29 protein-coding genes are annotated in these 22,704 nt (G+C 41.0%); 6 read left to right on the top strand and 23 right to left on the bottom strand.

All coding sequences use genetic code 11. The features are described 5' to 3' along the window. Positions 1-6: 6 nt before the first annotated feature. From moaD to NSU13_RS06855, 6 genes are read right to left on the bottom strand one after another with little or no spacing between them, the layout of a single operon-like run. The gene (gene moaD, locus NSU13_RS06880) at positions 7-240 is read right to left on the bottom strand and encodes a molybdopterin converting factor subunit 1 (protein WP_034281607.1); all 234 of its coding nucleotides are present in this window, start codon (positions 238-240) and stop codon (positions 7-9) included. Beyond that, the gene (locus NSU13_RS06875; protein ID WP_034281605.1) at positions 233-724 is read right to left on the bottom strand and encodes a molybdenum cofactor biosynthesis protein MoaE; all 492 of its coding nucleotides are present in this window, start codon (positions 722-724) and stop codon (positions 233-235) included. Before NSU13_RS06875 ends, moaD begins: the two co-directional genes overlap by 8 nt. Beyond that, positions 721-1,245, bottom strand: a complete 525-nt coding sequence (gene mobB, locus NSU13_RS06870) for a molybdopterin-guanine dinucleotide biosynthesis protein B (protein ID WP_065214461.1) — start codon at positions 1,243-1,245, stop codon at positions 721-723. Before mobB ends, NSU13_RS06875 begins: the two co-directional genes overlap by 4 nt. After that, the gene (gene glp / locus NSU13_RS06865) at positions 1,227-2,504 is read right to left on the bottom strand and encodes a gephyrin-like molybdotransferase Glp (RefSeq protein ID WP_326136485.1); all 1,278 of its coding nucleotides are present in this window, start codon (positions 2,502-2,504) and stop codon (positions 1,227-1,229) included. The genes mobB and glp overlap by 19 nt, the downstream gene beginning before the upstream one ends. A gap of 9 nt (positions 2,505-2,513) precedes the next feature. Then, positions 2,514-3,530: a thiazole biosynthesis adenylyltransferase ThiF gene (locus NSU13_RS06860; RefSeq protein WP_342489958.1), complete on the bottom strand. Its 1,017-nt coding sequence runs from the start codon at positions 3,528-3,530 to the stop codon at positions 2,514-2,516. 29 nt (positions 3,531-3,559) lie between these two features. Then, entirely contained in the window at positions 3,560-4,141 is a 582-nt protein-coding gene (locus NSU13_RS06855) for a molybdenum cofactor guanylyltransferase (protein ID WP_342489957.1), read from the bottom strand. Positions 4,142-4,226: 85 nt separating this feature from the next. On the opposite strand from NSU13_RS06855, the gene NSU13_RS06850 reads away from it, so the two are divergent. After that, positions 4,227-5,144, top strand: coding sequence for a hypothetical protein (locus NSU13_RS06850; RefSeq protein ID WP_034623329.1), 918 nt, complete (start codon positions 4,227-4,229; stop codon positions 5,142-5,144). A gap of 47 nt (positions 5,145-5,191) precedes the next feature. On the opposite strand, the gene rok is transcribed toward NSU13_RS06850, so the two are convergent. From rok to ahpA, 3 genes are all read right to left on the bottom strand, one after another. Further along, the gene (gene rok, locus NSU13_RS06845) at positions 5,192-5,764 is read right to left on the bottom strand and encodes a transcriptional regulator Rok (protein WP_025092353.1); all 573 of its coding nucleotides are present in this window, start codon (positions 5,762-5,764) and stop codon (positions 5,192-5,194) included. Positions 5,765-6,245: 481 nt separating this feature from the next. After that, entirely contained in the window at positions 6,246-6,704 is a 459-nt protein-coding gene (locus NSU13_RS06840) for a TlpA disulfide reductase family protein (RefSeq protein ID WP_024424727.1), read from the bottom strand. 82 nt (positions 6,705-6,786) lie between these two features. Then, positions 6,787-7,329 (bottom strand): biofilm-specific peroxidase AhpA, encoded by a 543-nt coding sequence (gene ahpA, locus NSU13_RS06835; protein WP_003211758.1) that lies wholly within the window; start codon positions 7,327-7,329, stop codon positions 6,787-6,789. Between the two features lie 271 nt (positions 7,330-7,600). Between ahpA and NSU13_RS06830 the strand changes: the two genes are divergently transcribed. Then, positions 7,601-8,410: a mechanosensitive ion channel family protein gene (locus NSU13_RS06830; protein WP_226014916.1), complete on the top strand. Its 810-nt coding sequence runs from the start codon at positions 7,601-7,603 to the stop codon at positions 8,408-8,410. A gap of 22 nt (positions 8,411-8,432) precedes the next feature. Here the strand turns inward: NSU13_RS06830 and NSU13_RS06825 are convergent, their stop codons facing one another. From NSU13_RS06825 to fadH, 14 genes are all read right to left on the bottom strand, one after another. Beyond that, positions 8,433-8,675, bottom strand: coding sequence for a YkuS family protein (locus tag NSU13_RS06825; RefSeq protein ID WP_024424725.1), 243 nt, complete (start codon positions 8,673-8,675; stop codon positions 8,433-8,435). A gap of 50 nt (positions 8,676-8,725) precedes the next feature. Continuing rightward, positions 8,726-9,856, bottom strand: a complete 1,131-nt coding sequence (locus NSU13_RS06820) for an N-acetyldiaminopimelate deacetylase (RefSeq protein ID WP_081124333.1) — start codon at positions 9,854-9,856, stop codon at positions 8,726-8,728. Positions 9,857-9,937: 81 nt separating this feature from the next. Next, positions 9,938-10,648, bottom strand: a complete 711-nt coding sequence (gene dapD, locus NSU13_RS06815) for a 2,3,4,5-tetrahydropyridine-2,6-dicarboxylate N-acetyltransferase (protein WP_008347987.1) — start codon at positions 10,646-10,648, stop codon at positions 9,938-9,940. A 108-nt stretch (positions 10,649-10,756) separates the two neighbouring features. Then, complete coding sequence (locus NSU13_RS06810; protein WP_080701188.1) at positions 10,757-11,215, bottom strand: flavodoxin; 459 nt, start codon at positions 11,213-11,215, stop codon at positions 10,757-10,759. A 16-nt stretch (positions 11,216-11,231) separates the two neighbouring features. Then, complete coding sequence (locus NSU13_RS06805; protein ID WP_176967467.1) at positions 11,232-12,125, bottom strand: exo-alpha-sialidase; 894 nt, start codon at positions 12,123-12,125, stop codon at positions 11,232-11,234. Continuing rightward, a complete protein-coding gene (locus tag NSU13_RS06800) occupies positions 12,115-12,591 on the bottom strand; it encodes a flavodoxin (protein ID WP_176967468.1) in 477 nt (158 codons plus the stop codon). Before NSU13_RS06800 ends, NSU13_RS06805 begins: the two co-directional genes overlap by 11 nt. 123 nt (positions 12,592-12,714) lie before the next feature. Continuing rightward, positions 12,715-13,596, bottom strand: a complete 882-nt coding sequence (locus NSU13_RS06795) for a LysR family transcriptional regulator (protein ID WP_120207134.1) — start codon at positions 13,594-13,596, stop codon at positions 12,715-12,717. 96 nt (positions 13,597-13,692) lie between these two features. After that, a complete protein-coding gene (gene cbpB / locus NSU13_RS06790) occupies positions 13,693-14,136 on the bottom strand; it encodes a cyclic-di-AMP-binding protein CbpB (protein ID WP_034281593.1) in 444 nt (147 codons plus the stop codon). A 146-nt stretch (positions 14,137-14,282) separates the two neighbouring features. Beyond that, complete coding sequence (gene abbA, locus NSU13_RS06785; RefSeq protein ID WP_003210802.1) at positions 14,283-14,474, bottom strand: antirepressor AbbA; 192 nt, start codon at positions 14,472-14,474, stop codon at positions 14,283-14,285. A gap of 149 nt (positions 14,475-14,623) precedes the next feature. Continuing rightward, complete coding sequence (locus NSU13_RS06780) at positions 14,624-15,139, bottom strand: ribonuclease H-like YkuK family protein (protein WP_034281591.1); 516 nt, start codon at positions 15,137-15,139, stop codon at positions 14,624-14,626. Positions 15,140-15,285: 146 nt separating this feature from the next. Continuing rightward, complete coding sequence (locus NSU13_RS06775) at positions 15,286-15,528, bottom strand: DUF1797 family protein (RefSeq protein ID WP_003212254.1); 243 nt, start codon at positions 15,526-15,528, stop codon at positions 15,286-15,288. Between the two features lie 184 nt (positions 15,529-15,712). Continuing rightward, positions 15,713-16,609 (bottom strand): manganese catalase family protein, encoded by an 897-nt coding sequence (locus NSU13_RS06770; RefSeq protein WP_176967469.1) that lies wholly within the window; start codon positions 16,607-16,609, stop codon positions 15,713-15,715. Between the two features lie 426 nt (positions 16,610-17,035). Continuing rightward, the gene (locus NSU13_RS06765) at positions 17,036-18,256 is read right to left on the bottom strand and encodes an EAL-associated domain-containing protein (protein WP_024426863.1); all 1,221 of its coding nucleotides are present in this window, start codon (positions 18,254-18,256) and stop codon (positions 17,036-17,038) included. A 64-nt stretch (positions 18,257-18,320) separates the two neighbouring features. Beyond that, positions 18,321-19,085, bottom strand: a complete 765-nt coding sequence (gene fadH, locus NSU13_RS06760; RefSeq protein ID WP_024426862.1) for a 2,4-dienoyl-CoA reductase — start codon at positions 19,083-19,085, stop codon at positions 18,321-18,323. Positions 19,086-19,223: 138 nt separating this feature from the next. Between fadH and NSU13_RS06755 the strand changes: the two genes are divergently transcribed. From NSU13_RS06755 to NSU13_RS06740, 4 genes are all read left to right on the top strand, one after another. Beyond that, on the top strand, positions 19,224-20,081 hold the full coding sequence (locus NSU13_RS06755; protein ID WP_061109770.1) for a metallophosphoesterase: 858 nt from the start codon (positions 19,224-19,226) through the stop codon (positions 20,079-20,081). Between the two features lie 156 nt (positions 20,082-20,237). Further along, positions 20,238-20,735, top strand: coding sequence for a L,D-transpeptidase family protein (locus NSU13_RS06750; RefSeq protein ID WP_034623332.1), 498 nt, complete (start codon positions 20,238-20,240; stop codon positions 20,733-20,735). A gap of 73 nt (positions 20,736-20,808) precedes the next feature. Continuing rightward, positions 20,809-22,086, top strand: a complete 1,278-nt coding sequence (locus NSU13_RS06745) for an MFS transporter (protein ID WP_024426859.1) — start codon at positions 20,809-20,811, stop codon at positions 22,084-22,086. A gap of 259 nt (positions 22,087-22,345) precedes the next feature. Continuing rightward, positions 22,346-22,561: a hypothetical protein gene (locus NSU13_RS06740; RefSeq protein WP_024424712.1), complete on the top strand. Its 216-nt coding sequence runs from the start codon at positions 22,346-22,348 to the stop codon at positions 22,559-22,561. Positions 22,562-22,704 lie beyond the last annotated feature (143 nt).

The following is a 22,704-nucleotide window of genomic DNA, read 5'->3' as shown; positions in this document are numbered from 1 at the left end:
TATCTATTATCCACCACTTACAGGAGGAATGAGTGCAACAGTGTCCCCGCTACGCACTTCAGCATTTTCCCTCGTATATATTTCGTTGACTGCAACCATTACATTTTGTGCAGCATCAACACCATATACCTCCTGTAATTCTATTTTAATCTCATCAACCGTTGTTTGTTCTTTTTGAATGATGATTTGTTGTTTCCCGGCCTTCTCAGCAAGGCCGGCGAACAATAACACATTAATCATGCTGATCACCTTCTTTCTCTGCAAGTTGAAGATGGCTAGGTTTACCTTCTGGATATGAAACCGTTTCAAGCTGATTACCTATCCAGGCCTCTCCATCTTCCCAATATTCTTTTTTCCAAATAGGAACGATTTCCTTGATTCGTTCAATAGCATATTCATTGGCTTCGTAGGCAGCCTTCCTATGAGGAGAAGAAACGGCGATCGCAACAGCAATATCGGTTATCTCAAGTGTTCCAATCCGGTGCACAATCGCTGCTTCAGTGTCAGGCCACCGATTCTTCATTTCTTGTCCAATCTGCCTTAGCATACTTTCCGCCATTGGTATGTATGCTTCGTACGTTAAACGCAATGTTTTCTTGCCGTTTGTCCATTCTCTGACCGTCCCGATAAACGTTGTAATCGCTCCTGCCTTTCGTCTTGTCACATGCTGAATCAATTCGTTAACCTCAATCGGCGTTTTTGTTATTTTAAAAAGTTCGCTCAAAACGTGCCGCCTCCCTTCAATAAGTGAAAAGCAAATGTCATCCCGCGCTTATCAAAAGCTGAAAACACAGGAAACGGGTAATTTTCGGTTAATGGATCCTCTTGAGAAAAATAAATAGCTGCCTGTATATTAGAAAGAGTTGAAAGGTCAATAAGCTCCTCTTCATTCTTGACACAAACGATTTTGCGATAAGGCGCCTGTTTGTACCCCTCTATGAGAACAGCGTCTAACGGAAGATGCTGACACATGCTGAGCAGCTGCTCTAACGTGATGTGCTGCATCGAAAAGTGAAATTCACCCTCTCCTTCCACACCTGCGGCATATGCCCCTGCTTGTACATATCGATCGGTATCTTTTTCTTTGAAAAGACGATCTGGTGTCCCGCCATGTCCATGGTGTTTAAAGCAGCCTAGCTTCAGCCCTTCACGTTCAGCCAGCTGACAGAGCTTTTCGATCAAGGTAGTCTTGCCGCTATTTTGATAACCGACCACCTGTAATATGCTTAATTTGTCATCCAGCACGAGGAACCACCGCCTTTGTGCTGAAACAGCAGAACAGCAACTTGATCACCTGCTTGAAAACCTCTTGTTCCCCCAGGCAGCACGATGAAACAGTCAGCCTCTGCAATAGAGGTCACTGCACTTGATTTATCAAGACCTGTCGGAGTCACACTGATGTGACTGCCAGTGAATTGAAGGGCAGCCCTGACAAAACGAGTAAACGGATTGGCTTTTGGAAAATCATGTGTGAGTTTCGCCTCTGCAAAAGCGGGAAATGGATTTTCTTTCATATACCATTTATAGATGATCGGCTTCACAAATAATTCAAAGCCCACAAAACAGGCAGCAGGATTTCCGGACAGCCCAAACAGCAATTGACCATTTGGCATTGCAGCCACAGTCGTCACACTTCCAGGTCTCATGGCTACTTTATTAAACAGCACCTTGGCTCCCAGTTTTTCATAAATGGCAGGCAGAAAGTCAAAATCGCCCACTGACACACCGCCTGTTGTGATCAGAATGTCTACCTTGCTCATGGCTGCTTTTACTGCATGATAACTTTTGTCAAAGTCATCGGAGACTCCGCCTAAATCAAGCGGCTCAGCTCCGGCCTCAAGTACCTGCGCATAGACCATACTAAGATTACTATTTCTAATCTTGCCGTCCACCATGGCATCACTTACTTGAAGAAGCTCTGTGCCTGTTGAGATAATGCCAATCACCGGTTTTTTGACAACTGGCACTACCGCATATCCGAATGTCGCCAATAGAGCCGTGACGCCAGGAGTGACATCTGTTCCTTTTTTGACCATCACGTTTCCTTTGAGTACCTCTTCTCCTTGACGAGAAATATTGTCTCCCTTTTTCAGCGGTCTTTTCAGTGACATGAATGATTTGCCGCCTTTTTCAAAAGTCTTCGTCAGTTCAATCATGATAACGACATTTGCGCCATTTGGAATTTTTGCTCCTGTCATAATACGAATGGCCTGAAAGGGACCGATGGTTTTTGCTGAGACCATTCCTGCACCAATATGATCAATGACTTCGAATTCAACTGGATGCTCGCTTGATGCTTCTTTTGTATCTTCTGCCCGAAGTGCAAAGCCATCATACGGAGAACGATCAAATGCCGGAACATCATGGTCTGCCAAAATATCTTCTGCAATAAACCGTCCAAGGCTGTCCTTTAAAGGGACCCATTCTATTTCTCCATGTTTTTCGTATTGGTGGACTTTCTTTATGGCCTCTTCTACTTGTATTGGCTGCCGTCTTTCCATCACACTTCACTCCTATATCCCTAGCAGTCTTGCTAGTAATGAATTGGCTTCTTTTTCATCGTTTGTTCCATGGATTAATGCACGTCCCCCTTTGAAACAGACCATTCGGTAGTTTTCGTAGCGTACATGGATTAAGAAGTCGTTTACTTCCACCTCACATATAGATGAGAGCCGCTCTTTTATATGCTGAAATGATAGTTTTGCTAAATCCTTTGATACAATTTGAACGGTGTCACGTCCACAAAGCACCGTGGATTTTTTACGCTGGTCATGTAAATAAGGATAGGTTCTTGCCGTGCCGCAAGTTGGACAGTCTTTCTGCTTCGTGCGAGATAAATCCATTTTAAAGGATGTAGACTGCCAAAGATCAAACGTGACAAATTTCCGCTCGATTTGCTCTTCATGACCTGTTAAATATTTGAGTGCCTCTGTTTGCTGATAAGCAGAAACCATTTGAACGGCAGGTGAAATAATCCCCGCTGTATCGCACGTCAAGCCGCCAACAGGCATTGCCGTGAACACACATGATAAACATGGCGTTTTATCCGGCAATATGGTCATATACATCCCCTGACTGCTCACACAAGCGCCATAAATCCACGGTGTCTTCGTTACTAGCGATAAATCATTCATCACCATTCTTGTCTCAAAATTATCTGTTGCATCAATGACGATATCTGCTCTCTGGAATAACGGCCTTAACAGCTCCGCCCCTGCATCTTCAATCAGGGCGTGTATCTTCACTTCATGATTGATCTGCTCGAGACGTTTTTTTGCCGCTGCTGCTTTTGGCATATGCGCCTTTGCATCATGTTCCGTGTACAGCTGCTGCCGCTGTAAATTTGAAAATTCCACATAATCACGATCGACAATCGTAAGCGTACCGATGCCAGACCGGACAAGTCCTTCCGCAGAGGCGGTACCAAGAGCACCGGCTCCAACGATCAGAACATGACTTTCAGCCAGCCCATGCTGTCCTTTTTCCCCAACCGGAGGGAACAAGATTTGTCTTGAATATCGGTCATTCAATGCTGCTCTCTCCTTACCGTTTTTATGTATCATATCATACCGTTTTCAGGTAAATCGCTTCTTTTATTGATATTACGAAATTCGTTTGATGTCACGTTCAGTTCTTCCTCTGAAACGATGCGCACTTGAAGCTTTTGAAGCAAGTCTTTAATGGCTAATTGATTCTCTTTTAAACACGCGCGAATAAACGGCAGAGAGCGGCGGTGATAAAGCGCAAACAAAGGCTGTAATCTGCACTCAACAAGCGGAATGATGGCGTCTGTGTGCTCGCTACAATAGGACGATAATACTTTCGCCGTTTCCTTCCGGATGAAAGGCATGTCACATGCCGTTACTAAATACCATTCTGCCTTTTGCTTTTGCATCGCCGTGTATATGCCGGCAAGCGGTCCGCATCCGCGCACCTCTTCATCATCTAACCACACACTTTGTTCACCTCTTGCTTTGAAAAAAGGAAGAAGCGACGGATGGCTGATGATAACCGTCTGCCCTCCTAAAAGCTGCTCTTTCACATGCTCATATAATGGTTTCCCTTGATACATATGACTTGCCTTTGGCTCTCCAAAGCGTCTGGAAGCTCCTCCAGCTAAAATTACATTCACTACGTGCATCCTCTAAGTCCTCCTTTGATATGGTTGTTCTAATCGCACTCCTTTCGCATACTTTATTGGTAACATGAATAAGGAGGGTCTATCGATGAACAGGCGTCATGCTTCTCCCCTATTCCATGATTTATCTCAAGAGAATTTATACTTAAAAGCTGAAACTGCCAAATATCAACAAATGATCTCTGATTTACAGTCCTCATATACGTATTCTAAAAATAAGAAGTTAACTCAAGAATATCATGAGATGAAAAAGGATTTCACGCAATTAAAACAACAATTGGATGAAATGACCAATGATCAACACGATGCTGCCTCAAAAATACAGGAACTCTCCTACAGCAAATCAGAATTATTACATAAAATTGTCCTTCTCCATGAGATGCTGCAAAAGGAAACCTATCATAGAAGAAAAGAAACCGAAGAAAAACACAGGCTGCATTTGAAAGTTGTCAAATATAAGGAAATCTCTCAACAATTAAATGAGCGGATAGAGGATCAAGATAAACAGCTTGCAAAAGAGGAGAAAAAAGGAAATACTTTATCCGCAGTGATTGAGAAGCTGCAGCAAACATTGAGCGATAAAAATGCAGAGTTTCATGTATTACAGGAAGGCGTCAGACACCTTCAAGAGCGTTTTTATGAAACACAAGAGAAATTGCTGCAAATAGAAAAAGCAAAAGAAGCGATTTTTTACGAAACGCTCACAAGCTATCAAAAACAGTTAGCAGAAAGCGAAGAATGGATCGCCTCTCATTTTGCTGATATTGACCAGTCAGCAAAAACAAATGCACAGCCATTCTCACGAGACCGCATCCTGCAAACGACAGAAGAAATCGAACCGATCTTGAAGAAACTCAACGAACAAGTTCAAACACTTCAGGAACACGTTGATGCAGTGCAGCGTAATGGAGAGGTCATGACAGTCAAAATCGACAGCTTCAAAAAACAGCGTGATCACCTGCCCAAGGAACGCAAAATTGTCTATACAGTTGATCAAAAGAAGTAATTCTCGAAATAAAAAACTGCTGGCTTTTACGCTCAGCAGTTTTTTATTTATTCGTCTTCTGTTTGAATGTCGCCTTCTAAAATATACTGTCCGCGATAAGGCTTCTTCACTTCAGGGTACATTTTAATTAAGCTTTGCATAAACGTTGTCATATTTGGGATTTCAAGACCGCTCTCTTTTTCGATCTCTTTTTGAAGTTCTGAGCTTTTAATCGCTGCATTATGACGTTTTAACGTTTTAATCGCAGCTTCACGAAGCTTCGCTGCCTTAGAGCCAGGACGAGCTGTGCCTCTTCTGCGTCTTGTCGATCCTTCAGGAATACCTACAGGTGCACCGTTTAGCTGTCCTGTTCCTAAAGATGATGATTGGGTTTGTGCCGGCTGCTGGTAGCTTCTCATTTCTTGCGCAGCAAGCTCAGCTAATACAGGCAGTGAATCCGTCTTTCTCTCTGTACGTACTTCTTTTTTTGTATCTGACACTAGACCTGTTCCTTGACGGTCTAATTCTCTTAATTTTGCATAAATCGCATCTCGCTCAATTTGATATTCTCGGATGACCTTTACTTCTGCCTCGTTTAATTGTTCCAATCGTAAACGTAACGCTTCCCTCTCATTAAACAATGGATTTCCCCCTCATCATATAAAAAATATTCTATAGTAAATATTAGATTAGAAAACTAATTTTATCAACTATTTTTTTATCATTTTACAGTTTGCTAACAGATAGGTATTTTCAACTAAAATTTTGCCAAAGAGGAAAAATCGGCACCCATTTCATTGCCACTATAGGCTTTTGACAAACCTTAAAATATTGTAAAAAAATTGAATAAACGCTTATACTACTTGATTTATATAGTTATTTACCTAACTGAAATTTCTTTTGTGCAAAAACGTTCTGAATAGTAAAAAGTTAAAATCTTTACATTTTCATTTCAAAACAAAAATGTAAATAGGTCGTTATACCTTTTTGTTTCAGGGATATTTTTTAATAAACTCCCTCATTTTCTCTTTTCTTAGGAATAACACCTACATAAAAACTCATCCGAAGCCATATGCTTCCTAATTTTGTCCATGAAAAAACCCCCATTTATGGGGGAAAAGCTTATTCTGCAGCCTTTTCAGACTCAGAAAGCACTCGATTGACACGTTTTTCAAGCATTTTCATTCCGCTTCCGCCGGCTTGGAAGTGGCGCAAAGCACCTGTTTTATCAAATACATAATATGCCGGTACATATTCGTTTTCAAAGGCTTCTGTTAAGTGATGATCACTGTCCACAAAGATTGGCTGCGTGATTTCATGCTCTTTCGCAACTTCTTTGATTTTTTCTAGATCTAGGTCATCCTCTGAACGAGGCATATGAACTGCCACAACGTTTAATTGATCCTTGTATTCATCACGGAATTGATTGACTTGAGGCATTGCCTCTTTACAAAGATGACAGCTGACTGACCAGAAATGAATCAATGTTGGTTTATCACCAATCAAATCTTCTTTTGTTACTTCTCCATTTAACCATTCTTTTGCACCAGTTAGTTCTGGCATTGGTTGACGTAATTTCATTATGAAGCGCCTCCATCCATTGTATGTGTCGAAACAAAAAGGTCTAACATCAGTTAGACCCTCCTGTTTCTTCAGTTATCAATTAAAGTGTTTTTTGACCAGGTTTCCAGTTCGCTGGGCAAAGTCCACCAGTTTGTAATGCTTGAAGAACACGTAATGTCTCATCTACATCACGACCGATATTGTTGTGGAATACTGTTTGGTATTGTAGTTCGCCTTCTGGGTTAATGATGAATAAACCGCGAAGAGCAATTCCTTCTTCTTCGATTAAAACGCCGTATTCTCTAGATACTGTGTGGTTAGTATCAGCAGCTAACGGGTATTTTAATTCACCTAGACCATTATCTTTACGGTCTGTATTGATCCAAGCAAGATGCGTGTGGATTGTATCAGTAGATACACCAATGATTTCTGCATCTAAATCTTCGAACTCGTCATAACGATCGCTCATTGCTGTAATTTCAGTTGGGCAAACAAATGTGAAATCCATTGGATAGAAGAAAAGAACTGTCCATTTGTCATTCTTCATGTTTTCCTCTAAACTTACTTTACCAAATTCCTTGTTAGCAAGTACTGCTTCCATTTCAAAACGTGGAGCTTGTTTTCCTACAAAACGCTCTGCCATATGTAAATCCCTCCAAAAAATAATATCTTTATACAGTCTTCTTAGCTGTATATAAAATGAGAATCAAAACTTAAAATTCTCATTTAGTTAATAACTTCACAATTACAATTATAATACTTATGCGATTTTTAGTCAATATTAATTAATAATAAATTTAATTAACGATTTGTCACAATTCCTGCTCTACTTATCAAAAGTTTAACATGACTTGCATAAGGGAACAAATGATTAGCTTCTCTTTTAGAGCATACATAGAAAGGTTTTGAAGATTATGAGAGCATTTCAACAAGTAGATTGGGTTTCCATTATCCTCAATAGCAGTATGATTTTGCTAAAACTAGTCGCCGTTTTTGCCATTTACTTTATCATCAGAGCCATAGGAAACAAGATGATTAAGCGCGCCTATTCAACATTCGCTGAAAAGCATGAGGTCTCTTTATCAAGAGCTCAGACACTGCAAAGTTTGACGTTAAATATTTTCGCCTACTTATTGATTTTTATTCTAGTTGTGATGATCCTCGACTTATTTCATTATAACCCGACCGCTTTACTGGCAGGTGCGGGCGTTGTGGGACTTGCGATCGGCTTTGGCGCTCAAGGGTTAGTGAGTGATATTGTGACTGGATTCTTTATATTATTGGAAAAACAATTTGATGTAGGAGAATATATAACGGTCGCTGGCTTCGATGGGATCGTCGAACAAATTGGCCTAAGAACCACGCAGCTTCGAAGCTTTGACGGCACCCTTCATTTCATTCCAAATCGCAGCATACTGAATGTAAGCAATCATTCAAGAGGGACGATGCAGGCACTCGTTGATATTGAGCTGTCACCGGATGAAAATGTGGATCAGATGATCACAGCCCTCCAAGCTGCCTGTGATGAGGTACGGGAGGAAACTCCTCAAATTATCGAAGGTCCTCAAGTTGTCGGCGTAGAGGCGTTCGGTTCCTCTTCCCTTGTGCTGCGCATCATAGCGAAAACTGAAACAATGGAGCAATGGCGAGTGGAACGAATCTTGCGCAAAAAAATGAAAGAAGTACTCGATATAGAAAAAGAGCAAAAAGAACCGGGATCATAATCTACCGGTTCTTTTTCTTGTTTTATTGAACACGCTGTTCTACTTCTTGGCAAATTTCATCAGCCGTCATACCTGATGCTGTAATAACAGATGCCTTTGTTGTTGTGTCTGAAATGCCAAGAACATTTGAATCTAGTCCTGTGACGACATAACAGTCACACTGATCCATTTGCTGTTCATTTTGAATTCGTACGACATCATATCCTTTTTGCTTCAATAGTTCTTCTACATCGGATAAAGATTGTTCTACACCAATTCTTGTCATAATCAAGAACACCTCCTGTTCATAAGGTGTACAGGAGGCAGCTCGATTATTCATTCCCCAGCTTGCTTTTTAAAATAAGCCGTCATGACATTCACAGCTGTTTCAATCGCGTTTTCATCAGGCTGGAGCTTTGCATGGTGCAGGCCGTATTCTGAATCGACCCCTAACCAAAACATGAAGCCGGGATATTTTTTCAGCATGTAGCCAAAATCTTCTCCTGTCATGGCTTCTCTGCATTCAATCACATTTGCTAGCCCTTCTTCGGCTACATATGACATAAATTCCTCTGTCAAATCCTTTGAATTGTCCACTTCGTAATAAGAGGAAGGGTATTGAACGGTTGCCTTGCATTCGTAGCCAATTTCAACGCCTTTTGCCAATGCTTCAATTCGCTTTCTCACCTTGTCCATAGACTCTGGGGATAGTGTGCGAATGGTACCGTCAAGCTTTGCATGCTGCGCAATAATATTTTGAGCCGTTCCACCGGTAATTGTACCGACTGTAATGACCGCACTATCAAGGGGATCGACATTACGCGAAATGACCGATTGCAGCTGACCTACAAGTGCACTTGCAGCAACAACCATATCATTTGCTAAATGAGGATATGCAGCGTGTCCGCCTTTTCCTTCAAGCTCAATCACAAGCTCACTCGTATTGGCAAATAACAAACCAGGCTTCGTAGCAATTGTTCCAACAGGATATTCAGGTGCGATATGCAGCGCTGTAATAAAGTCTGGTGTCCATTTTTTTAATACATCACTTGCAAGCATCGGTTCAGCTCCGCCTGGCCCTTCTTCTGCCGGCTGGAAGATAAATAATACGTCTTCTTTGATCGGTTCATGAACGAAATGATCAATGATACCAAGTGCAATGGTCATATGAAGGTCATGTCCACATGCATGCATCTTTCCTTCATGCACAGATTCAAATGGATACCCTGTTTCCTCAGGAATAGACAGACCGTCCATATCTGCACGATAAGCAAATACGCGCGTTGGATTTGTTCCCTTCACTTTCACAAAAAGCCCAGTTCGCCACGTTTCAATCTCAACTCGATCTTTTGAATAGGTGTTAAGGTGCTGAATGAGATACGCTTGAGTTTTAAATTCTTGGAAACCAAGCTCAGGGATTTGGTGTAAATCTCTTCGAATGGATATTAATTGCTCACGATTTAACAAGTGAACTCACTTCCTTTCTTCTATACGAATAAGACGTGGATATCTCATCCACGTCTTTGTCTTCAGCTGCGAATTATATGATTAAAGCTGACGCAGTTCTTGTTTGATTTCTGTCTTACCTTTTGTTTTTTCATCAATGTCTTTAATTTTCTTTGCAGGTGTACCTGCTACAACTGTGTAAGGCTCTACATCGTTCACAACGATCGCACCAGCAGCTACTACTGCACCTTTACCAATTGTCACGCCTTCTAGAACAACAGCGTTCGCACCGATGACAACGTCATCTTCTACAACAACTGGTTTAGCAGACGGCGGCTCAATGACACCTGCAAGAACAGATCCAGCACCGATATGACAGTTCTTACCTACTGTCGCACGACCGCCAAGCACCACGTTCATGTCAATCATCGTACCTTCGCCAATCACAGAACCGATATTAATAGAAGCACCCATCATAATGACTGCATTATCACCGATTTCAACTTGGTCACGAATGATTGCCCCTGGCTCAATACGGGCTTTAATGTTTTTCAAATCTAACATCGGAATTGCAGAGTTGCGGCGGTCATTTTCCACGACAACATCTTCAATTTTATCTTTGTTAGATGCTAGCGCTTCTTGAATTTCGCTCCACTCACCGAAAACAACTCCAGTGTTTCCTGTGATGAATGTTTTTGCATGTTCACCAAACTCAATACCTTCTAAGTCACCTTTGATATAGACTTTGACAGGTGTTGATTTTGTACTATTTTGAATAAATGAAATAATTTCATTAGCGTCCATTTGTTTCATGTATGTATGTCCTCCTCTTAATTTATACTTCATTACTGTACCAAAGGAGTGTTTTAATGACAAGTGTTAGAGTCATCTCCGCAATGGAAAATAAAACAGCGGGACCGATTATCCCGCTTCTTGCTGGTGAAGCTGAACAAATTGTCTGCCAAAAGAAATTAATTCGTCTTCTTCCTCCCCTTCTGGATTGAGCTCAATCTTAACTGAAGGCAGGACAATGTCACCGCCAAGCTCCTTCACTTTTTCTTCAATTAGGTCGACAGCTCCGCAAAAATGTTCGTAAGATGTATCGCCAGAACCAAATACTGCAAATGCTTTACCCGTTAAATCAAGGTCATCCATTTCCTCATATAAATCAATAAAATCATCTGGAAGATCGCCATCTCCCCATGTATACGCCCCTAACATAATGTGCGAGTAATCATTGAGCAGCTCGGCATCAATATCCATCGCTTCATGCCGGTCCACGCTGGCTCCTGCTTCCGTTAACCCTTTTTCAATTAAATCTGCCATCGCTTCTGTATTTCCAGACATCGTGGCATATACCAATAAAACCTTTTCTGTCACTTTTTCTTCCTCCTTATCAATGAATCAATGCAGGCTCCTCATATGGCCTGACAAACTTACTTTCATATAAACCCGCACAGAAAAAGTTTTCGTTTTGATTGGCTACACGAAAACCGTGTCCTTTGATCGTATCAAACCATTTGAGCTCTTTTTGCTCAATATCAAGCTGATACACTTTAGAAAATCCGTGTTCGTCTTGTGAGGTGGTCACATACACAATGCCATTATCCTCTGACACATCCAAAAAAGATTCTTCTCTAGCAAAGGCCTGTGATTGAATATCATGCAGAATATTTGTATGTAAATCTAAAATTTGAACAGATCCTTTTTTGCCTTTTTTTGAACCTAACGCACAAACAAGAAGATGTTCATGACAGAGCAGCATAGAAGCTGTCATGCGGTACTCCTCTCTGTTTAGAAGAAAAATCTGTTCACTATGCAAGTCATACACCCATATTCCTCCGTGAACCTCATGAATCTGTGTTCCAATATAAAGATGGTCACCAGCAGCACATAAAGAACGAATGACCGGCGGATGATTCACATGAGCAAACGGCTTCATAATTTCCCAGGAAATTCCGAAATCATTTGACACATAGATACTATGTTTTCCATGCGCACACACAAACCCATCTTTGCGTCCTGTAATAGACCATACGACTGCATTTGTTGGGAATGAAGATAACGCCCATGTACTGCCTTCATCTCCTGATCTAATTACTGTGCCATTTTCACCAACACCGAATAAATAAGGGCCAATATAGCTGATTGCATGGATTTTATGCTTGAGCTTAAATAGCTGCTGCCATCCGCTCTCCACACTATAGTGAAAAATGCCTTCACGTTTTACAGCAACAAAGTATCCACCGCTTTTAGATGCTGCAACGGCTGTTGCTCCTTTATGAAACATGATTTTCAACTCGTTTCTCAGACAAAGCAGCCCACGTTAAAAAGCTCGCTGCAAATTCCTGACAGCACGCCACATCTTCATCTGTATCCGGTGCAAGCTCCATTTTTAATGTTTCAGGAAAAACGGATGCACCCGTTGATTTCAGCATGTCATGGAATGTATGGACAGCCTCACAAAACTTCGGATAGCTGTAATCACCCGATCCAAAGACAGCTGCTTTGATGTGGCTAAGTTCAAGAGTAGAGACCTCTTCATAAAAATCCTCTGCTTCATAAGGCAAATCTCCATCACCCCATGTATAAGAACCAATGAATACGTAATCGTATGAGGAAAGGTCTTCTGCATTCGTATCATCAAATTCCATCATTTCTGTATCGATCCCTTTTCCTTCAAGTGTTCGCTTTAAGATTGCTGCCATATCTTCCGTATTTCCAGACATACTCGCAAATGTAATTAGTGCTTTCATCTATCGGTCACCTCATCTAAATGATAATCATTTTCAATTATTATATGTACACTTTAAATGATAATGATTTTCATTGTCAAATGATTTCATAAAAAAAAGTACCTCCCTATTCCAAGAAGGTACTTACACCGCATCATTTTCAAGCATTTCTTTAACCACACCGACAAAAGCTTGCACCTGTTTTAGCTGAAAAGACGCTTCATAGCCTAGCAGCCATGTGTCACGGCCGATTTGCTCTCCATTCACATCAACAAGCGGTGTTTTATAAACACTTTTTTCGTGGTCATATAAGGTAACAGAAGGCAAAATGGCGTAGCCGATGCCGTGGTAGGCCATTTGTTTACATGTTTCAATTTGGTCCACGAGAATCGTCTGCTTTGGAGACACTTTAAATTTTTGGTGCCACCAGTGCTGGATTTCCTGATAATATGTGCTGTCGCTTTTAAATTGGATAAATGGCCGCTCCGTCTTGATTAATTCATCTACGTCCTTGATCACGGAATCGACTAAATATAAATGATCTGTCATCAAGTATTCCTTTGTCCCCTTCCAATCAGGGTTGCCGCGAATGATCCCAATGTGCACATGGTCCTCATACAAGCTTTTGAGCATTTCACTGCTCCAGCCGGTCACGAGTGACACCTTGGCATTTGGGTATTTTTCGACATACCGCTTTAACACTTTCGGCAGCCAGTGCTGTCCAATAATGGATGCAACCGCAAGCTTTAGTGTACCGTGAATTTCCCCTTCGAGTTCATCGATTCGTTCTCTCACTCGATCCTGCTCAACCGTCACCTCTTTTGCAAATTGAATAATCTGTTCTCCTGCCGAAGTCACGGTGAGCCCTTTCTGAGAACGAAAAAAGATTTTGGTTCCCCATTCCTTTTCAATTGTCTGCAATCTTTGAGATAAAGCAGGCTGAGAGACAAAGAGCCGCTCTGAAGCCTTTCTCATATTCAATTCTTCACTTAGCACAACAAGCATATGTAACTCCTGAAGCTGCATGGGCGTCCCCTTTCTCTCTATAAGTTTTTCTTATTCTATATGCTCATTATATAAATTTTAACTTATGAAGGCAAAAAAAATAAGCTGGGCTGCAGCTCATTTTTTCGCGGAATGAATGACCTCATTTAAGCGCTTTAATACAACTCGTCGTGTAAATATGCCCTCAAAGACCTGCTCCTCATTTTCTACACAAACAAATCCATTATTCGTCACAGCGTGAACGCCTTTTAGTACAGGATCTGTTGTTTTAAGTCTCGGAATATCCGTCAGCATGACCTCTTCAACCTTCAACTGGTCCAGCTTCTCGAATTCGATACGTTCTAAACCGAAGATTTTATCCATAATCATATTCGTTCCAATTAACCCGTGTAAATGATAAGAAGCGTCTAATACCGGTATGGCTGTATATCCTGTTTTTGTTAGAACCAATAGGGCATGCTCAAGATTATTTCCAATTTGAACATGTGCCACCTTATCTGCATCAATCATATGCTCGGCTACTGTTGACTCAAGCAATTGAGTCGGTTCTATCTCTATCATGTTTCTTCGACCCCTTTTCTCTCAATCATCAATCATACATTCCCCTTTACCATTAAGCATAAACTAAAACGAAATTTGTCGAAAGATTTTTTCTGCATAAAAAAGATACTCAGCCCCCGAGTATCTAATAGAATGTTAAATCAATATTAATTCTCAAACCTTACTCTGTCATACAATGTGATCAATTGCTTATACGTATTGTCGTCGACATTTTTTGTTCCACATTCTATATCATTGATCTCACTGCTTAGTAATTCGACAGCATATTCCTGATTCAGCAATACGTTTAATAATAGCTTTTTCTCTTCTTCATTAAAACGATTTTCGATGACGCTCATTCAACATCAGGCCCCCTGTTTCATATATGCTTTTATATTGATTAGCAGGCTTTTGAATGTCTGCTTCCTCTCTATACAGCTAGAATAAGGAACTAGAATCGAATCGTCAACCGCACGTTTCGACAAGGTTTGGAGAAAAATGACGGAATTTATTTTGTGTATCGATTGGCATAGCAAAATGCTGCATATGAGTCGGGTTTTATTTTTGCTTCAATTCCCATAGCTGTGATCATTCCGGTCATTTCCTGAATCAGCTCTTTCGTACTTCCTTTTTTGCCAATATCCAGATGGGCTTCAAAACGAAGGTCTGCCCCTTCCTCAGCAAACGGAAGAAGCAAATCCATCAGTTCTGTTAAAGGCCCCTCAAGGATGTCTGCACATACCTTTTGGCTAAACGCTGTCTCTAATGAAATTTTTTCTCTAAGACTTTGCACGGCTCTCTCGATCACTTGTTGTGTGAGACAACCCCAAGCTCCTTTGCCAATCCGGTGGAGATGAATTGCAGTCATAAATGTTGTGACATTTTGATTGACCTGAGAGTCCGTACCAATTGATAACACATAGGCGGATCTAGGGTCTTTTCGAATAAAGTCTTTCATTCTCATGACGACATCAGAAAACGCTAAATGATCTTCAGAAAGATTGTAGAAAAAAGAATCACTCACAGAAAGGAACTCCTTTTTAATGGTCTCTTATCCGAAAAATGCGCTGATTGATCATCTTCCATTTGTACATCTCATCTATGATGATCCATGTATGCTGCCGCAATAAACGAAGGAATCCTCAGAAAAAACATTTCATACGATTCAGCTTAGGATTGTAGAAGCTCAAAAATCTCAATCGAAATCATATCAATGTTGTCAAATGGGAAAGTATTTGGCTTATCCCCTTGTTGAAAAACAGTCAATTCAAACGTTTGATTCTTTTCGAAATACTTAACACTACAGATTTTCTCACCGTTCACTTCGAAATAACGCTGTGCCGGCTCGTTTGCAGCTTCTGCTGTCTCTTGAAGACTTTGCAGCCTTGTAATGATACCCATTAATTGTGACATTCTAAAAAAAGACTCCTTTCAAAAAAACAACTCAAGATGAACCCGTATTGATTATACACAAGTCCTACAAAGCATCATACCATAAAGTGTTCTCAGATGATATTTTTCCTCTTGAATTCAAAAAAAGAAAAAGAATCTGTTTTTTTAGTTTGAGTCTTTTTTCTCATCTCATGCACCATGATTTTTATAAACCGGCAGATCTCATCAGCCGTTTCGCAATTTCATCAAAATCTTCTTTAGAAATCCCCGGAGCAAACTCTTCTGGCAATTCTCTATAATCTGGCACAGGTGCTCCTTGCGGGGTGCCCTCAATGACTGTCAGCGGCTTTCCATCAATCGGGTGGCTGCCTTTCCAAATTTTATTGATATCCTTGTAATCCGTATCACTAAATGTGTACAGCTTTGTATGAACATTCTGGTCTTCAAATTTCCTCGCTGAATCAAAGTATTTGTTGTCGAGATTTGGGATTGGCAGCATTTTCCCTAAATCTACTCCTGTAGCGACTTCAAGTGCCTTTGAATATGCCACAATATGCACGCCGCCCCTGACAAGTAAATAACCGATCATCTCTCTTGCTGTAGGATGGTCCGTCATTTCATATACACGCATTTTGTGCGTACGAGCTCCGCATTCAAGAAAGAAATTATGGAGGAGATCAAGAATGAGGTTGCCACTTGAGAACACATTCTCTCCGGTCCAAGGTTTTGCCATTGAATCAAACGGATAGCCTGTTTGGGCTGTTTGAATAAAATGCTGTGTATTTCGTTTATCGACAGCTGCCTTCATCGGCGTCGTATCTGGATCCCCGCCATGTGTGGTTCCTGTAATCATGAGATTGATGGCTGTGGTTACGAGCTCGACATGACCGAATTCTTCAGCCGTAATACTGGATACGAGGTCATAAAACGGTTTGAGTTTTCGTTTTCCTCTAAAGTTAAAGGATTGAAACATGTAATTATTTAATGTGGACATTTCACCGAATTTCCCGCCGAGTAATTCTTGCACAGCAGCGGCACCATTTGCATCTGGGTGATCTGGTCTTGGCAAATCAATGAGCAGCCGCATATCACGTTTGATCATGATGTTTCCCTCCTACCGTCTAACTATCATCACTTAAGATGTATGGAGAGTTTGGGCTGTCCTATGCATGAAGGGAAAGATTGAAGCACAAAAAAAACTTGGCGGGGGTAGCGCCAAGTTTTTTGGATCTTGATCTGATAGAGGGGTTGGGGAACAGAGAGTAGCTTCTCTCTATAACTAAATGATAATGATTATCAGTTTCATTGTCAACCATTTTTTATTTCTTTTTTCTATCAAAAAAAGCAGCCTGCGAGGCTGCTCAGATTGAGACAAAAGGCTAAAATGCCTTTTGTTTATATTTCAGCGTGATAGAAAACCTTTGAAGTCTAGGAAGGACGAGTACCAGAGCGGAGCGAATTGTACATTCGTGAGCACTGGCACGCAGGACTGACAACGAATGCGAGGGTTTGTCTTCACTCCGCGTCTTCAAATTAATCCATCTTGCTCATATAAATACGCATACGGAAGGTCTATAAACAAATACATATCACCCTCTAAAGGATAAGAAAACGTACGTATCCTCTCACCGGTTTCTAAATCACTGTAAATATCGCTGAAAAATCCTTTTCCGCTAATTCTCATTTGAAGAATATTTGCTAGGAAATAAGGACGCCAGCTCCAGTTTTTTTCGATATACTCCGGCTGAAACAGCCATTCTTCTTCTTTTTTGAACACATTTCCAGTGATTTGAAAGCCTTCTTCATTACACATATAAATTCGGAAGCTGCAATCTGTTAGTTCGAGTGCCAGCTTTTGAATGAGCTCATCATTTGTGCTGCACGATTTCTTTAAAGTCGTAACAGCTTGATGAATTCGTTTATAGAATGTTTCAGAATGTTCGTAGACCGCTTGCAGCTTCTTTTTCTCATGGGCAATAAATTGCTGGAATTCTTCTCTAAGCTGATCTTTTCGGTGGCTTCGGTCGATTAATTCTCCTGCAGGCTCATGAAGATAGAACCCTTGAAAATATCTCCCGCCATTTCTCCAAGCATACTGCAGCTGGAAATTTGCTTCAATATCCTCATAAATTAAGGCTGCTCCTATTTTTCTTGCAAGCAATGAAATGCTGTACAAGACATATTCATAGGAAGGAGATGGAGCCGATGCCTTTAATGCCTGTAAATCTATTTTTAATAAATCGGGTGAAAGCAAGGCAATCCGGTCCAGATTACTGCTTTCTTTTCCTATATTTGAGACGGCGATTTTAATCCCATATGTACGATAATACGTTAACGTATGGTATAGCTGTTCAATGTCGCCGCTAAACGTATGCTCTGCAAACTCAATAACAAACCGGTTAAGCTGAATGCCCCGTGCTTCATATTCCTTTAAAAGTTCTAAAAAGCTTTCTCCATGATCCAGCATGAGGATATTGGCATCATGATTAATAAAAATGAGCAAATCGTCATCTGCAGTTGTGAAGAGATCAAGTGCTTGAGTCAATACTTTGTGATCTACTTCCAATTTATATTCGTCAGGAATAGATGAATCCGTAAAGAAGGAGCCTAGGCTGACCGTTTCTGACTCAAGCTTCATTCTTCCTAGAATCTCATAGCCTATCACTTTTTGCTCTTCCGCACTGAATATTGCTTGATAGTGCGGGAAAACATCTTCAATATTCGTTAAAATATCCAATGGATCGACCATTTTCATCACCTGCTTCTCTCTTTGTGTGATTATACCACATCAAAAGCAGGTCTTACATCGTCAATCAAAATGGTGATTGGTTGAGCCATTGTCCCCCATCCATCGTGATACAATCTCCATTTATATAAGACGCATGCTCAGACAATAAAAAGCTCGCAAGCGCTGCAATTTCCTCAGGTGTGCCCAGTCTGCCAAGAGGAACACTATCTAATGTTCTTTGCGCTGCCTCTTCAGATTCCCATAGTTTATCTGCACCGCCTGTTCTCTCAATTGGACCTGGTGCGATCGCATTGACGCGAATTCGATATTGCTTCCCCCATTCCACAGCAAGCGTTCGAGTGAGAGACAACACACCGGCCTTTGCTGCCGCCGAATGCGCCACGCCTACACCAGCACCCCATGCATAGGTGGCCACCATGTTAATCATACTTCCTCTTTTCTTTTGACGAATCCAGTAATTCCCCACTGCATGGCTGCAAAAAAATGTACCATTTAACACAATATCAATGACAGCCTTCCAGCCGTTAGGAGACAGTTTTTCTGCTGGCACTAAAAAGTTTCCTGCTGCGTTGTTAATGAGGGCATCGACATCACCAAATGTATCCACTGCAAACTTGACCATTTGGTCAGCATCCTCTGGGTTTCGTACATCCATTTGGAAATAAGCGACCGATCCGCCCTTCTGCTTCATTTCTTTTGCCGTTTTTTCCAGCGTCTCTTCCGTTCTACCAGTAATCACGACATTCCAGCCTTCAGCTGCCAAATGAGCAGCCATCGCCTTCCCCATACCGCTTGATCCCCCTGTGACAATCACTGTTTGTTTCGTCATTTGTTCTCCCCCTCTGTGTCATTTGAATGACTATTCATTCATTATTGTCTATCATATCATGATTGACCCTCGGTGCACCATATGGGAGATTATCCAAATATGATGCTATACTTAATTTTATTTATAAAGGAGTCTTATATGAAGCAGCTTTCCCGCAGACAATTTTTAAAAGGAGCAGCTGGTGCGAGTATTCTCGGTTTTTTGGCTACAAGTTGTGGATATGGATATGCCAGGTACATTGAGCCGCGCATGATCGATACCGTGTCACTGACCATTCAAGATGCTCAGCTTCCAGCTTCATTTGACCAGTTTAAAATAGCCCAATTTAGTGACGTTCATTTGAGTGATACATTCGCTGCGAAGAATCTAGAAGCCATCGTCCAGAAAATCAATGCTGCATCTCCAGATCTCATTGTGTTCACAGGTGATCTCGTTGATTTTCAAGCATCCTCTGAAGAGCATGAAAAAGCGAAGGCTTATTTGAATAAGCTTCATGCTCCGTTCGGTAAGCTTGCCATCTACGGAAATCATGACTACGGACCATTTGGCGTGGAGCTTTATGAGAAAACAATGGAGGCTTGTGGATTTACTTTATGTAAAAATGATGTGTTTCTATTAGAAAAAGATCATGCGCATATTCAGATTGCTTCACTGGATGATCTCATGATGAGCCTGCCTGATTACGATTTGATCAAACGGGAAGTATCAACTGATTTATTTACATTACTGCTCGTCCATGAGCCTGATGCCGCATTAGAGCTGAAAACCACACCTATTAACTTGCAGCTTTCCGGGCATACGCATGGCGGTCAAGTGCAGCTGCCTTTCTATGGACCGATTCTCACAGCACCTTACGGCCGTACATATGTAGAAGGTTTATACGGCAGTGATCAGCACCGCATCTATGTCAACCGTGGACTTGGAACAACGCGGCTGCCGCTTCGGTTTTTAGCCAAACCCGAGTTAACCTTTTTTACCTTGACATCTCGCGTATAAATAGAAGCCAAACCGCCCTCTCCTGCATATGTATAATCAAAGATCTTTCTCATGACAAATGTTAGGAGAAACCTTACGGGGCCTGATTCCGTCCATATAGTATGTCAAGCGACGGCATCATGGCTTCTTTTATTTGAGTAAAAGGAGTGTGCTTTGGTGCTTCGATACACGGTGAAAAGCGGGGAAACCCTTGCTTCTATAGCACTTGATTTTCGAACAACAACAGATGCCTTAAAGGCTGCAAATCCGTCACTTCAAGCTCGCGAGCCCGAACAAAATGAGGTCATCATTATTCCTGGTTTGCCAGATCCTAATACGATCCCTTACCGCATCTTTGTTTCGATTTCAACGAAACGTCTTGTTTTGTTTTCTGGATCACAGCTTATTCGTTCGTATCCGATTGCAACAGGGAAAATTTTAAATATGACACCGACAGGTTCTTATTATATTGTCAACAGACAGCCAAACCCAGGAGGTCCCTTTGGCGCTTATTGGCTGAGCCTCTCAAAAATTCATTACGGCATTCACGGTACGAATAACCCGTCTTCAATTGGTAAAGCTGTTTCTAGAGGATGCATTCGCATGTATAATCAGAATGTCATCGAGCTTGCTTCACTCGTTCCAAACGGAACACCTGTGACCATTAGCCAGTAGATGAAATCAATTGTACGAATGGTTAAAATTTTATATGATATAAAGTGGGATCTTCAGGTTAAGGAGCGTATTTATGGATATTTTTAAAAACAGAAATTTTGTTCGTCTCTTTTTTGCGGCACTTGCTTCGCAAATGGGGACAACAGTAGGCAATATGGCGTTTGCCTTTTATTTGCTCGACCATTTTAGTCATCAGCCCGCATACGCCACATTGGCTGAGCTTATGTATTCTCTTCCTACTGTCTTTGTCTTTTTTATGGTCGGTGTGGTCGCAGACCGGTTTGATCGTAAAAAAGTCGCAGAGAATTGTGATTGGATACGAGCTGGGCTGACGATTGTATTATTCATCGTGATTTATTTTAATTCACTGCCACTTATTTTCTTGATCTTGTTTATTCGAAGTGCCATTACGAAATTCTTCTATCCAGCTGAAGCTTCTCTCGTTCAGGCCATTTTAAATAAAGATCAATATGCAAAAGCCGCTGGCTTAAATCAAATGCTGTTTAGTTTATTTATGGTATTTGGCGTTGGACTCGGTGCCATTATGTATAAAACGATTGGTCTTCACGGTGCCATTACAATTGATTTAGTCAGCTTTATTATTTCAGGCATCCTGATTCGTTCATGTAACATTCCAATTGAAGCGCGTCAGCCAAATGGACAAGCTGGCTGGAGAGGCATGACCATTAAAACGTCTCTAAAAGATTTTAAAGAAGGCATACTGTATATTTTAAAAAATAAATTATTGGCTTCTTTAATTTTTGGCTTTTTTGTTTTCGGTCTAGTCAATGGCGCATTTGCCGTTCTTCCGATGTTTACAATGAAATATGGACTTTCACCAGACCATTTTGAGCTGCATACATCCTTCTTTACAATTGCGATCGGTGCAGGATTGCTCGTTGGAAGCTTAATGGGCTCTGTCCTCGCTAAGAAGGTAAAGATGCAATATCTCATGTCGATTCCAATTCTGGTCGCAGGTATTTTGATTTTTGTCCTTGGTTCTACCCATACATTATGGTTGTTTTATGTCACATCATTTGTCATTGGTACATGCATTGGCCCAGTCAACATTGTCATTGGCGGCTGGCTGCCTAGAATCGTCCACCCTCGCCTGATGGGCCGTGTGTCAGGATGGGTTGATCCGCTTACTATGTTTGCTCAATCGATGACATTAGGTCTGATTGCTGTATTATTTCCAAAACTCATCACAAATGTTTCTTATATTTATTACGGAATGGGCTTTATTATTTTACTCGTTTTCCTTTTTTACTTCATTACACTGCCAAAGTTCAGCAGAGAAGCTGCCGACTTAGACGTGCAGCGTGAACTAAAGGGTCAGGGAGTTCAATAAGTAAATAGCAAAAAGGACTTTCTTTTCGGGAAAGTCCTTTTTGCATGGCTGAAACATCCTTCATGTCATTTCCTCTGCCCATAGAATCTGTTTGGAGCATGCATAAATAAATCACATATACCTCGCTTTACTAACCCCTCCATCCATTTAGCACCTCTCGTGTTGTTTTGTTGATCCATTTTTTCTTGTTTTTCACAATAAAATTCCTTTACATCATTAAACGTTTTATAGTAGGATAGTCAGGTTGGAGGTGAAGGAAATGCTAAAAAGTTACTATTTTATTCATACAAAGAATGAACAGGGACAGTTTGTTGTACATACAGAAGATTGTGCATTTTTAGGTGATGCTGCAAGCCGTACATTGATTGGCATGCATATGAATGGGGAAAGCGCCATGGGCGAAGCCAAACAAATGACGAATGAAACGGACTTTAATGGTTGTTTTTATTGCGCTTATTCTATTCATACAAAATAATTCATCTGCTTACATCATATAAAAAAATATCATTTGAGAAACTACCCATTTTAATAAATAGGTAGTTATCATGAACTAATAGTTCACTTTATTTATATTTCATTCAGTCAATTCTTATGATCATTCCTTCTATTGTTCAACCC

This window comes from Bacillus sp. FSL M8-0049 (genome assembly GCF_038593355.1).
Lineage (GTDB): Bacteria > Bacillota > Bacilli > Bacillales > Bacillaceae > Bacillus > Bacillus safensis.
The sequence above is the reverse complement of the archived record's forward strand: the minus strand, read 5'-3'. Positions and strand labels throughout refer to the sequence as shown.